At 59.7% G+C, this 13497-nt stretch carries 4 protein-coding genes; 1 reads left to right on the plus strand and 3 read right to left on the minus strand.

All coding sequences use genetic code 11. The features are described from left to right. The first annotated feature begins 164 nt into the window (after positions 1-164). A complete protein-coding gene (locus tag H8B15_RS14280; RefSeq protein WP_187320347.1) occupies positions 165-1664 on the plus strand; it encodes a S8 family peptidase in 1500 nt (499 codons plus the stop codon). 86 nt (positions 1665-1750) lie between these two features. On the opposite strand, the gene H8B15_RS14285 is transcribed toward H8B15_RS14280, so the two are convergent. The 3 genes from H8B15_RS14285 to H8B15_RS14295 form a co-directional block, all read right to left on the minus strand. Further along, positions 1751-2530 carry a 4'-phosphopantetheinyl transferase family protein gene (locus H8B15_RS14285; protein WP_187320348.1) on the minus strand — a complete coding sequence of 260 codons (780 nt, stop codon included), beginning with the start codon at positions 2528-2530 and terminating at the stop codon, positions 1751-1753. 62 nt (positions 2531-2592) lie between these two features. Then, the gene (locus tag H8B15_RS14290) at positions 2593-6606 is read right to left on the minus strand and encodes a non-ribosomal peptide synthetase (RefSeq protein WP_187320349.1); all 4014 of its coding nucleotides are present in this window, start codon (positions 6604-6606) and stop codon (positions 2593-2595) included. 6 nt (positions 6607-6612) lie between these two features. After that, entirely contained in the window at positions 6613-13260 is a 6648-nt protein-coding gene (locus H8B15_RS14295; RefSeq protein ID WP_343069164.1) for an amino acid adenylation domain-containing protein, read from the minus strand. Positions 13261-13497 lie beyond the last annotated feature (237 nt).

The following is a 13497-nucleotide window of genomic DNA, read 5'->3' on the forward strand; positions in this document are numbered from 1 at the left end:
AATGTATTACAAAGCATAGCACTATTTTAATTTATATTATATTAATAAAATTACATTTTTTCGTTGATTAATTAGGTATACAGGAAGAAATTGGCGCTATTGGGCTTTGTAACTGCTTGTTAACAGACAGTTACAAAGCCATTCATCCACTCTTACTTCCTTTCATGTATACCAAACCTCTTACCCAAAAAATCCTTCCTCTATTCAGCTTAGGCTTGCTTTTTACGTTTGGCTGCGCGAAAGAAGACCTGACGCCTACCGAAGATTTCAGTGCTACTTCTGCCCAACAAGCCACGCAAGATGGTCCTACCGTTACGCTAGACTCTAAACGGTACATTATCATTGCCTCCGGCGACCAATTGCCTAGCGACATTACTGCTCGGGCTAAATCGGCCAATGGCACCGTCACCTCGCTGCTTAGCGAGGCAGGCATTGCCGTTGCTACCTCCGATGACCCACAATTCGCCGCCAAGGCTTCCAAAATTACCGGCGTACGCTCTGTGGTGCGCGACTTCACCTACCAGGCTTTCGATCCACAAAAGGAGCGCTCGGCCGATGTAGCTGCCAACAACGTGAACCCGCCCAGCACCGGTGACAGCAACCCCTACTTCCCGCTGCAATGGGGCCACACGGCCATTCAGGCACCGCAAGCCTGGAACACGGGCGCACAAGGCGAAGGCGTAGTGGTAGCTGACCTAGACAGCGGCTTCGACCTGACCCACCCCGATTTGCAGCCCAACATTGTAGGTAGCGTGTCGTTTGTGCCCGGCGAAGATGCTCAGTTTCGGGGCGCAGGCTCCAGCCACGGCACCCACACGGCTGGTACTATTGCCGCGGCCGACAACAACATTGGCGTTATTGGCGTGGCACCTAAGTCCAAGCTTCTGCTAGTTAAAGTACTGCGTGACAGCGGATCAGGCTCGTTTTCCTGGATGATGAGCGGCATTGTGTATGCGGTGCAGAACAACGCAAAAGTCATCAATCTGAGCCTGGGTGCGGCCTTCCTGCGCAATGGCAAGTTCCTGAATGACAACGGCACACCAAACGATCCATCGGATGACTTTATCGAGCACGATGCCAAAGGCACGCAGGAGTTGCTGGTAGCCATCAGCAAGGTAACCAGCTACGCTGCCAAGCAGGGCGTTACCATCATTGCATCGGCGGGCAACGATGCCAACAATGGCAACAAAGATCAGTCACTGGTACACATTCCGGCCGATGCCACGGGCGTTATCTCGATTTCGGCCACTGGCCCCATGGGCTGGGCGCTGAATCCGCTCACAACGAATCTGGACCGGTTGGCTTCGTACTCCAATTACGGCACGTCGGCCATCGATTTTGCAGCTCCTGGCGGCGACTTCGCCTACCCCGGCAGTGAGATAGTGGTCTTCAAAGGGGTGCGCCAGTACGTATGGGCCCTCGATATGGTGCTGAGCACGGCCAAGAATGGTGGCTATACCTGGATGGCGGGCACCAGCATGGCTGCTCCGCATGCTACTGGGGTAGCCGCCCTCATCATTGGCAAAAACGGCGGCCAAATGGACCCTGCCCGCGTGAAAGCAGTTCTGCGCGCTTCGGCTGACGACCTGGGCAAGCCCGGCCGCGACGCCGCCTACGGCCACGGCCGCGTGAATGCCTTCCGTGCAGTATCGCAGGCACTATAGCCCTACCGCATTACACACAACAAAAAAGCCCCGCTGGCCTCTGTGCCGGCGGGGCTTTTTGTTGCCCGGTGTTTGATTTCACCTTCCTAATTGCCTAGTATTGTCTGATACCATAGCGGCTGTAGATGATAAAAAACAGGCCTCATTGCTGTGACAGTTGCAGGGTAGGCTAGTGCGCCCAAGTGTTGCGCGTCGACTATGAAGCTAGCCAGCACCCAACTGGCATACCGCTGCGTTTGCGCCTGCGGCACGGTGTGCATACCGTCTAAAGCGGGTAGACCACCGAAGTAGTCATCGATACCTGTGCCCAGCGCCTTTGCCATTGCTTCCTTGCGGGTCCAGGACTGAAAGAAAGCCACGGCCGGGTCTTTGGCAGCAGCAACATACTGCTGCTCTGGTTCAGAAAAGCAGCTTGCTGCTACATCGCCGTACGCAAACTCCGGCTTTATTTTTTCGATATCTACCCCTACCTCTGCTCGGGCAATAGCTACTATCAGCCACGCATCGTCGTACGAAATAGAAAGATGCCACTCTGGCGCGTTGGCGCAGTACAGCTTGCCGGCTTGACTAGTAGCTAATTCTACCATTTCTGCGGGCCTCCCCATCAGATTGCCCAGCACCAAGCGCAGGGTAGCACGCCCAAGCAAAAACCGCTCGGCATGCCTGGCGTGATAATACCCCGCCGCCCGTCGTTGCTCACCTGCTTGCACGTATTTCCCTAGACAGCCGGCTACTTCAGCATAGTCAGCTACCTGTACCCTGAACACCATGGGCGCAGCTACGGGCGGCAGCTGCACCGCACGTTGCCACTCCGCGTGGGCAATAGTTGTGCAGTTGATAGAAATAGAGCAAGCCTCTGTCGGCATACATCACTATAAAAAGCTGCTTATAAGCATACGCAAGTCTATTCTATCCTAATGATAAACAGCTATTTAATACTATTATCTAGTGCGGCTTGCAGGGTAGCTGCCAGTGACTTGTCGTGTGGGGGAGAGAACAGGTAATTGTGGTCACTCTCTACCTCGTGAATGCGAATGCCCTGTTGCGCGTAGGGTTTCCAGCCTAGGAACTCGAAGTCTTCCATGTAGTGCGTTTTCTCCTTCACCCGGAACAAATCGATTTTGATGTTTTCGGGTGTCAGCTTGTAGGCGTAATACGCTCTATTGTTGGCGCTGCCTACTGCGGCAGCTGCTTTTGTTTCTTCCTGCTTGCGTTTGGTTAGTTTCTGCCAGCTGTCTCGTAGCGACATCACTTTGTAGCGGATGGTAGTACGGGGGCTATTTTTTAGCAGTACCAGGAAATATAGCCACTTCATGGTGAACAGCTTTAGAGTACGCACTACCCTTGCCGCCTGCGAAGCGGGTATTTCTCCTTCGTGTGCGTAGGTGTCAAACAGGCCCAGAAACTGTACCTGCTTGCCGCGGGCCAGCAGCTGGCGCGCCATCTCATAGGCGATGATACCCCCAAAAGAATAGCCAGCCAGGGCGTAGGGCCCGTTCGGGTTCGTTTTTTCGATGGAGTTGACGTAGTGCGCTGCTATATCCTCAATGGTTTCCAGCGGCTTCTCTTCCCCATTGAGGCCACAGGCCTGCAGACCATAGATGGGCTGCTCAGGGTCCATGTAGCGACTCATGGCCTGGTACAGCAGCACGTTCAGGCCGGCGCCGTGCACAAGGTAGAGCGGCGTCTTGGAGCCCTGCGGCTTGATGGGCACCAGCGAATCCCAGGTGATGAATTGACTATCGTGTTCCAGCAACCGCGCCAGCTTCTCTATGGTAGAGTGCTCGAAGAGAGTAGCTAGGGGCAGGCGCTGACCGATTTCCTTTTCGATGCAGGCCATGACGCGCACGGCCAGCAGCGAGTGCCCGCCCAGCGCGAAAAAATCAGCAAAAATATCGACCTGATCCATTCCCAGGCAGGTTTTCCAGATATCGGCAATGCGCTGCTCCATGGCCGTGCGAGGGGCCGTAGGCGCCGGTAGACCCGGCGATTCGGGAGCGAGTAACGCCAGGGCCTTACGGTCTACTTTGCTGTTGAGCGTCAGGGGTAGGGCGGGCAGCGTCACGTACGCATCGGGGACCATGTAGGCGGGCAGGCGAGCGGCCAATAGCTGCTTCCAAGTAGCGAGTTGCGCAGCCGAAGCACGGAGGCTGCCTTGTGCATCTTTGGGCACCAAGTAGGCCACCAGCCGCTCGTCGCCGGGGCGCGAGCCCTGGGCTAGTACGGCAGCAGCCTGCACATCGGGGCAGGAAAGAAGCAGTTGTTCAATCTCGCCCAACTCGATGCGGTAGCCCCGGATTTTCACCTGCTGATCCAGACGGCCCAGACACTGTAGCTCTCCGCTGGGCAGCAGGCGACCCAGGTCACCGGTACGGTATAAAAGCGCATCGGGAGTAGCGCCGAACGGATTTGGGAGGAAGCGCTCAGCCGTTAGATCGGGGCGGCGCCAGTAGCCGCGGGCCACACCGTGGCCGGCAATGCACAGCTCGCCTACCTCCCCGGCAGGCACCACTTGCTGTTGCTCATCCAGCACGTAGAACTGCGTGTTGGCAATGGGCTTTCCAATGGTGATGACCTCTTCCGTGCCAGTTACCTGCTGCACCGACGACCAGATGGTAGTTTCCGTAGGGCCATACATATTCCAGACTGCCTGACACTTACCTGCCAGGCGGGTAGCCAATTCGGGCAGCAGCGCTTCGCCTCCACACAAGGCTGTAAGGGGTAGGGGCTGCTCCCAACCGGCCTCCAGTACCATGCGCCAAGTGGCGGGCGTAGCCTGCATGAGCGTAACGCTAGCCGTTTGCATGAGCTGGAGCAGCGCCCGGCCGTCGCGGGCGGTTTCGGTGTCTGCCAGCAGGATGGTAGCGCCGCTGATGAGCGGCAGAAATAATTCCAGCCCTGCAATATCAAAGGAGATGGTGGTGAGTGCCAGCAACGTATCGGCGGCCGTGATGCCCGGCTGCTGCTGCATGCTGCGCAGGAAGTTGACCACGTTGCGGTGCGTAACGGCTACTCCTTTAGGCCGGCCGGTAGAGCCGGAGGTGTAAAGAATATACAGTAGTGCGTCGCTGGTCAGGTGCAGGGTGGGCAACGGCATCAGGCTGGTGCCGGCATCCTCCAGGCGCAACACCGTGGCCGGGGTCTGAAAATCCAGCGTAACGCTACCCGCCGTCAGCACAAAGGCCGCTGCGGAGTCCGTCAGCATAAACGCCAACCGCTCCGAGGGGTAGGCCACATCGAGCGGCACGTAGGTGGCACCGCACCGCATAATAGCCAGCAGGGCAACCAGCAACTCGGGCGAGCGTTCCACAGCTAGGCCTACCACGTCGCCGATGCCTACTCCGCGGGCAGTGAGGTAGCCAGCTACCTGTTCGGCCCGGCGCAGCAGCGCTGCATACGACATTTCGGTAGCGCCAAAGCGAATAGCCGTTTGCCGGGGCGTAGCCCGCGCCTGCGCGGCAATCAATTGAAACAGCGTAGCCTCGCCGGGGTAGGGTTGCGCAGTGGCATTCAGTTGCCGGTAGGCTGCGTCTGACACAGTGGTAGTGGACACCGGCTTGCCTAAGCGCATGGCAGGATTCTGAACGATGGCACGCGCCAGCTCTTCAAACTCCGTCATCATGCGGGCAATGGTGGCCACCTCAAACAGCGTGGTGTTGTACGACCACTCCAGCACTAGGGCCTGCTCGGTACCACTGATATTCAGAAACAACTCAAACGCCTCGTACTCACGGGGGTTGCTGTGCAGCGTGTAGGTAAGGCCCTGAAACTGCACACCGTTGGCCATGCCCATATCCACATTGAACATGACCGGTACCAGCGGTATGCGCCCCGGATTGCGCGGAAGGCTGAGCTTTTTGAGCAGACCGCCAAAGGTGAGCTGCTGCTGCTCGTAGGCGTCGAACAGGGCTGTTTTGCGCTGTTGAAGGTAGTCGGTGAAACGGGCGGTGGGGGTAGGCCGACTGCGGAGCGGCAGCAGGTTTACGCAGTGTCCAATCAGGTTTTGCTTTTCCAGCAACGACTGCCCGGCAGTAGGTAGCCCCACTACCAGGTCTTGCTGGCCCGTCTGGCGGTGAAGCCACACTTCAAAGGTGGCCAGCAGTGTGGTGACGAAGCTGCACCCGTGGCGCTGGCCCAGGGCTTTTAGCCCGGCTACCACGTCTGGCGCCAGGGGGTAGTCGGCGCGGCTGCTTTTGTAGGTGCGCACGGCGGGGCGGGGCGCATCGGCTGGCAGCGTCACGGCGGGTACCGCGTCGGTATACTGCCCTAGCCAATAGGATTCTACGGCCTGGTACGCCGCACTGCGGTTGAATAGCAGTTGCTCATCGGCATAATCACTGAACAGCGGAGCGGCGGGCAAATCCGGAAACAGACCTTGTACGTTGGCGGAGTACAGCTGCCCCAGCTCCTGCAACAAAATTCCCAGCGACCACCCATCGCAGATGATGTGGTGGGCCGTGAGCACCAGTTCATAGGCCGTGGGGGCTAGCTGAAGCAGCCCGGCCCTCAGCAAAGGCCCATGCAGCAGATTGAACAGGTGGCGGGCATCCTGTCGCACGTAGGCTGCTACTAGCTCGGCCTGTTCGGCGGCAGTGTGATGCGCAATGTTCTGAAAGGACAGCTCAATGGGCAACTCCCGGAACACGCACATATACTGGCCATCGGCGCTAAAAGCCGACCGCAACGCCTCGTGTCGCCGCACCAGCTGCGCCAGCGCCTGGCGCAACGCTACCCGATCGAGCACGCCCGTGAGCCGCAAGGATACCGACTCGTTGTAAGCACGGCTGGCGTCGTCGCCGCCTACCACGCAAGCAGTCCAGATTTCCGCTTGCGACTCCGTGATGGGTACTACCCGCACCATTTCCGGCCCCGCGAATGGATCGAACGCGGGAGCTTCGGAAACAGACTTGGCGGGAGCAACAACAGTAGAAATTTGCACCATCGAAAATCAGTTTAAGTTGATTTGCAGGTAATGGTCGGGCTGTTCCGGATCGGTTATGAACCAGGCGGGGTTGCCTGCCTGGTCGCGGCCCAGGCGGGCGCCGGGCACCGGGGGCTGGTTGAGCGCCCGCGTGGTGCCGGCCGGGGCAGGCGCCGTGGCGTGGTCTGGGCTGGCAGGTAGGAAGCCCGCTGCTACCAGCTCATCAATGCTACTCAGGCAAAGCGCTACCACACGGTCTACCTCGTCCGTGGTGTGCGCTTCTGTCATAAAGCAGGGGAAACCGTCCCAGATATGCACGCCTTTTTCGCGTAGTAGGGTAAACAGCAACTCGCCGTACGGCACCTCTTCTTTGAACTTTATCTTCCAGAGCGAGCCAAAGTGCGCCACGAAGAAAGGTAGCTGCCGGCGCTCCAGCTCAGGATTCAACGCCTCCGCCAGGTGCTCCGTTTTAGCCGTGAGGCTTTGTTGCAGCGCAGGGCCTTGCTCTTTCATGTAGCGCAACGACTCCTTAGCGGCCGCCAGCGCCAGCGGATGACGCACGAACGTACCGGCGAAATAGGTAACGCCTACAGCCGGGAATGAGTCGTCGCCGTACTGCCAGAAGCCACCGTCCAGCGCATCCATCAGCTCCTTACGGCCCGCAATGGCTCCAATGGGTAGGCCGCCGCCCACCACCTTGCCATAGGTAGCCAGGTCGGCTTTGATGCCGAACAGCGCCTGCGCGCCGCCGGGGTGCATCCGGAAACCGGTAATCACTTCGTCGAATATCAGTGCTACATCGGCGGCGGCTGTAATGGCGCGCACCTCTCGCAGGAAGGCGATGGGCCGAAACTCGGGCCGGCGGCTCTGCACGGGCTCTACCAGCACTGCGGCCAGCTCGTGGGCCCGCTCCCGGATGATGCGCAGGCTTTCCTCGGTGCCATAGTCCAGAATCAGCATGTTCTGTACGGCCTCCGGCATAATACCGGGCGCCGCCGGAAACGACTTCAGCTTCTTGGTACCACGCACCAGCACTTCGTCGGCAATACCGTGGTAGGAGCCCGAGAAGGCTACAATAAGCGAGCGGCCCGTAACGGTACGCGCAATGCGCATGGCGCCCAGCACGGCCTCAGAGCCGGTGTTGCACAGAGCAGCCCGGTCAAAGCCGGTGAACTCGCAAATCAACTGGCTGACCTCGCCGGCCAGCGCGTGCTGTGGGCCTATTTCGTAGCCGCGCTCCAACTGCTCGTGCAACACCTGCTTGATGTTGTCGGGCTGGTAGCCGAGCATGGTGGAGCCGAAGCCGTTGAGCACGTCGATGTACTCGTTGCCATCGATGTCCCACAGCCGGCTACCCTTCGATTTGTTCACCACCAAGGGGTAGACCAGCTCTTTGGTCAGCGGCCGAAAGCCGGATACCACGCGGGGGTCGGCCATGTGGGCGCGGTGCTGCTGGGCGTAGGCTTTGCTGCCGGCCGTTTTTTGATTGTAGCGCTGCGTGAGTTGGTGCAGAAAGTGTTGCTGCGGCTGGCTAAGCTCGGTAGCCTGCCGCTCGATGCGGGCGGTGGCGCCAAACGGTTTTTTCAGCTCTGCCTGCTCCTCCGGCGTTAGCTCGGCTACGGCCGTTGCTACGGCCGTAGCCGACGCAGATACAGCAGGCGCGGGTACTGGTGCTGCCGGTGCTAGTGGGACCACTGATGCAGGTGTTGCTACTGGTGGCTCGGGGGTGCCTTGCAGCAAGGCAATCTGCCGGGCCAGTAGTTGCAGCTGCTGAGATATCAGCCCCAATGCTGAATCGGGGCCAGCTACTGCTACGGGCGCCGTCATTGGTACGGAGGCCGCAACGGGGGCCAGCATCGGCGCAAGGGGTATGGATGCAGGTGTTGTAGCCGGCGCTGGCACCGCCACCGGCTGGTAGCGCCCGCTAGGCAACGCCTGATCGAGGTAGGCGGCTAGAGCGGCGGGGGTAGCGTAGGATTCGTTGAGCTGTCGGAAGGTAATCGGCAGGTCGAATTCCTTGCGCAGCGTGAGGGCCACTTGCGTGAGCAGCAACGAGTCGAGCCCGATTTCCAGAAAGGTCTGGTCGGGCGTGGTACCACTCATCTCAATACCGGAAGCGTCTTCCAGGATATCGGCAATTTTTTGCAGGAGTATAGGTAGTCGCATAGGCTGAGCAGGTAAAGAAGCAGTGGGTGCCACCCTGGTAGCAACTGGGGTAGGCGCAGGAGCCACTAGTGGCTCGGCGGCAACCAGTGCCACAAGGGGAGGCTCCAGCCAGTATAATTGTCGGTCGAAGACGTAGGTAGGCAACGGCACTTTGCGTCGGTTCTGGCCGGCATAGAATGCGGCCCAGTCGGGTGTGGCACCGTGCAACCAGAGTTGCCCCAGGGTGTGGAGCAGGGCGTGCACGTCGGTTTGGCTGCCTTGGGTAGGCGGTAGCCCTGGCAAGGCCACCACGGCACGAGAGCCGGCCTGCTGACGAGCCAGCGTGGCGGCGGTGCTGCCGGGGCCTACCTCCAGCAGCAACGGATTATCCAGCGCTAGCAGCGTATCCAGCGCATTGGCAAACTGTACGGGCAGGCGTAGGTGCGTGGCCCAATAGGTAGGGTCAGTGGCCTGGGCGTCGGTCAGCCAGGTGCCGCTTACGGTGGATACCACTGGTTTTTGCGGCCGGTGCAGGGTTACCGTGGATACCACTTGCTGAAAATCGGCCACGGCTGGCTCCATTATGGCCGAGTGAAAGGCGTGGCTGGTAGCCAGCGGACGGCACGGAATCTGGCGGGCCGCCAGCGTTTCCGCAAAGGCCGCAATGGCTACCTCTGGCCCGGCCACCACACACAAAGTATGGCTATTCACGGCAGCCATCGACAGCGTGTCGGGTAGCAGACTTTCTACCTCTGCTGCACCGTGGCGCACGGCCAGCATACTACCGCCAGGCAACGCGCCCACCAACTGCCCGCGCACGGCCACCAGCCGCAGCGCATCGGCCAGGGAAAACACGCCCGCCAGGTGCGCCGCTACAAACTCGCCGATGCTATGGCCGCACAACACGGAGGGCACCATGCCCCAGCTCATCCAGAGCCGGGCCAGCGCATACTCCGTCACGAACAGGGCAGGCTGGGTGTAGCGCGTCTGGCGCAACTGCGCTTCGGCCGCGGCGCTGGGCTCGGCATACAGCACCGTGCGGATGTCCAGCTCCAGATAAGGCAGCAGCAAAGCGGCGCATTCGTCTACTGCTTGGCGGTAGGCGGGTTCTTCGGCGTAGAGCGTCTGGCCCATGCCCAGGTATTGTGCCCCTTGACCCGGAAATAGGAAAACCATTTCGCTGGGCACCGCTTGCAGCGTATTGGCCTGCCCTACCTTGCTCGCGGCTTGCAGCGCCATACGGGCTTCGGCTGGGGTAGAGGCTACCACAAAGCGCCGCTGCGCAAAGTCGGTGCGGGCAGTTTGCAGCGTGTAGGCCACATCGGCCAACGCTTCCGCGCTATTTTGGTCCAGGTATTCGGCCAGGCGCGACGCGTAGTTCTCGCGGCTGGTGGTGGTTTTAGCCGACCACGTCAGCAGGTGTACTGGGCGGGCAGTAGTGGGTAGCAGTTCCGGCAAGGGTGCTTCCTCTACTACCACGTGCACATTGGTGCCCCCTACCCCAAACGAGCTGATGCCCGCCCGTCGCACAGTTGGGGTAGTCCAGTCCCGAAGCGTGGTATTCACGAAGAAAGGACTGTTGGCGAAATCAATACTCGGGTTGGCCTGCTCGAAGTGCAGCGAAGGCGGCAGTTGCCGATGGTGCAGGGCCAGCGCCGTTTTGATAAAACCCGCCACGCCGGCTGCCGCCGTCAGGTGCCCCATGTTGCTTTTGATGGAGCCCAGCGCACAGAACTGGTTTTGGGCCTGCTCTCCGAAAGCCATCGACAAGCCTTCCAGCTCAATCGGGTCGCCGAGGGGGGTAGCGGTACCGTGCGCCTCTATATAACTGATGGTAGCAGGCGCTACGCCAGCATCGTGCAAGGCTGTCCGAATGGCGTGAGCCTGTCCCTCGGCGTTGGGGGCCGTGAAGCTGCCTTTGGCCGACCCATCGTTGTTGACCCCAATGCCTTTGATGACGGCGTAAATAGTGTCGCCGTCGCGGTGGGCGGCTGCCAGGCTTTTCATCAATACCACGCCGGCCCCGTCGCTGAACACCGTGCCCTGCCCCTGCGCATCGAAGGAGCGACAGTGGCCATCGGGGCTGAGCATAGCGCCCTCCTGGTAGCGGTGCCCGCTGCGGGTAGGCGACGTGATGCTGGCGCCGCCGGCCAACGCCAGCTCGCACTGCCCCGCCCGGATGCTCTGCACCGCCTCGGCAATGGCTAGCAGCGAAGTAGAGCAGGCCGAGTGCACACTCACGGCCGGGCCTTGCAGGTTAAGCTGGTAGGCGGTGCGCGAGGCGACGTAGTCTTTCTCATTGGCCGTCATCACCTGAAAGCTACCTACCTGCTCTACCACCTTGCTGTTGCTGAGCACGTTGTGCAGCAAGTAGGTATTGTTGCCTACCCCCGCATATACGCCTACCCTGGCACCATGCGCAGCGGGCGGATAGCCGGCTTGCTCCAGCGCCTCCCAGGCAATTTCCAGAAACAGCCGTTGCTGCGGGTCCATCACCTGCGCCAGCTTGGGCGAAATACCGAAGAAAGCCGCGTCGAACTGGCCGGGCTCCTCCATGATGCCCCGCGCCCGCACATAGGCAGGGTCGTGCCGCGTCTCGGCTGAGATGCTGGCGTCCAGCTCCTCGGCTGTGAAGAATTGAATTGTTTCTCTACCCTCCCGCAGCACCTTCCACAGCTCGGCTATGGTGCCGGCGCCCGGAAAGCGCCCGGCCATCCCAATCACGGCTACGTCGGACTGAGTGGTGGCAGCGGGCGGCATGTTGGGTGAAGTGGCAGCTAAGGGCGCGGCGCTATGCTGCCCAGCGAGGTACTGGTTGAGGCTGGCGGCCGTAGGGTGTTGATACAGCCGCGTAATCGGCACCTGATACTGAAAGCGCTGGCGCAGCAACACCACCGTCTTTTGCGCCAGCAGAGAGTTGCCACCCAGCTCGAAGAAATTATCATCGGCGCCAATGGGCTCAATGCGCAGCAGCTCGCTCCAGGTGGCGGCAATGTTCTTCTCGGCGGGCGTGGTGGGCTTGCGGTACAGGGCGGCCAGCGCCGGTCGCTCGCTACTGGGCGCAGGCAGGGCTTTCTTGTCTACTTTGCCGCTGGTGGTGCGGGGTAGCTCCTTTAGCCACACAAAGGCCGCGGGCACCATGTAGTCGGGTAGTTGCTGCTCCAGGGCAGCGCGCACGGCGGCAGTAGGCTCATCGGGACCGGCTGCTACAAGGTAGGCAACGAGCTGCTTGTAGCCTCCGGCCGTTTCGCGCGCTACCACCACCGCTTGTTGCACGCCGCTGAGGCTGTTCAGCGCTACCTCCACCTCACCCAGCTCAATGCGGTGCCCGCGGATTTTCACCTGGTCGTCGCGGCGGCCCAGAAATTCGATGGTGCCGTCGGGCAGGTAGCGGCCCAGGTCGCCGGTGCGGTAGAGGCGCGCCGGCTGGCCAGCCGCGTCGGTGTATTCCACAAACTTTTCGGCCGTCAGAGCAGGCTGATGCAGGTAGCCTTCGGCCAGGCAGGCGCCCGCCGCGCAGATTTCACCGATTTCGCCAGCCGGCAATGGCTGCAAGGCTTCGTCTACAATCAGAATCTGCACGTTGTCGATGGGCCTACCAATAGTGGGCAGCGCCGGCCACGCAGCGGGCGGACCGGTGAGCGGCAGCTCCGTTACCACATGGCATTCCGTGGGGCCGTACTGGTTGTAGAGCACGCAGCCGGGTAGGGCCTCGAAAAAAGCAACCAGTTGCGGGGTGCGTTTCAACTGCTCTCCCGCGGTCATGATTTCCTGCAAATCGACGGGAAACTGCTGCGTGTGCACGGCAGTTTCGGCCAGGTATTGCAGGGCCACAAAGGGTAGGAACAGCCGGTTGATGCGCTGCTCGGCAATGAACGCCAGCAGTTGCTCGAAGTCCAGCCGTAGCTCGTCGTTAATGAGTACCAGTACGCCCCCAGTGGTGAGCGTAGCCAGGATTTCCTGAAACGACACATCGAAGCCTAGCGGGGCAAATTGCAGCGTGCGTGTGCCGCTGCCGGCACGGGAATGCCGGCGCTGCCAGTGCAGCAGATTTACAAGGGCATGGTGGCCCATGCTCACGCCTTTGGGCTCGCCCGTAGAGCCGGAAGTATAGAGCACATACGCCAGCGTTCCTGGCTGCATGGCAGCATTGGGAGTGTGCTCGGCAGCCTTATCCAACAGCACCTGCAAGCCCAAGCTGCTGAATAGGCTAGTCTCGTTGGCGGGTGCCAGGCAATGTGTGAGGCCGGAGCTCAGTATAATCTTTTGCAGTCGCTGTGGCGAGAAGGTAGGGTCGAGTGGGAGGTAGGCTTTGCCGGCTTTCAGAATAGCAAGCACCCCTAATATCATCTCGGGGCCGCGAGTACTGCTAATGCTAACTAAAGCAGCCGAGCCCGCCTGTTGCCGGATTTGGTAACTCAACTGCGTGGCAGCGGCATCTAGTTGCGCATAGGTAAACTGCTTGCCCTCTGCTACCAAGGCCACTTGCGTTGCGCACCGGGTAGCAGTGTATTCAAACAGCTGTTGCACATACTGGGCGTCAGCGAGTGATTGTATTATCTCATCCATCTCATCCACCTGAAAACTGCTCTTCCAAATTTGAGAGTAAACCTAACTTAAAATCAATTTATAGTTAGGTTATGGGATACTTTATTTATTTATATAAGACTAAAATACAAAAAACTGCATAAATTTTAATAATGCATAATTTATTCGGCCAATTGTTCAAAAAATCAAATCGATATACGACTAATACAACCTATGACA

This window comes from Hymenobacter citatus (genome assembly GCF_014333615.1).
GTDB classification, from domain to species: domain Bacteria; phylum Bacteroidota; class Bacteroidia; order Cytophagales; family Hymenobacteraceae; genus Hymenobacter; species Hymenobacter citatus.

Excerpts from the sequence above, each read along its gene's own strand:
- H8B15_RS14285 (WP_187320348.1), bottom strand. The coding sequence starts at position 2,530 with ATGCCGACAGAGGCTTGCTCTATTTCTATCAACTGCACAACTATTGCC.
- H8B15_RS14290 (WP_187320349.1), bottom strand. The coding sequence starts at position 6,606 with ATGGTGCAAATTTCTACTGTTGTTGCTCCCGCCAAGTCTGTTTCCGAA.
- H8B15_RS14280 (WP_187320347.1), top strand. The coding sequence starts at position 165 with ATGTATACCAAACCTCTTACCCAAAAAATCCTTCCTCTATTCAGCTTA.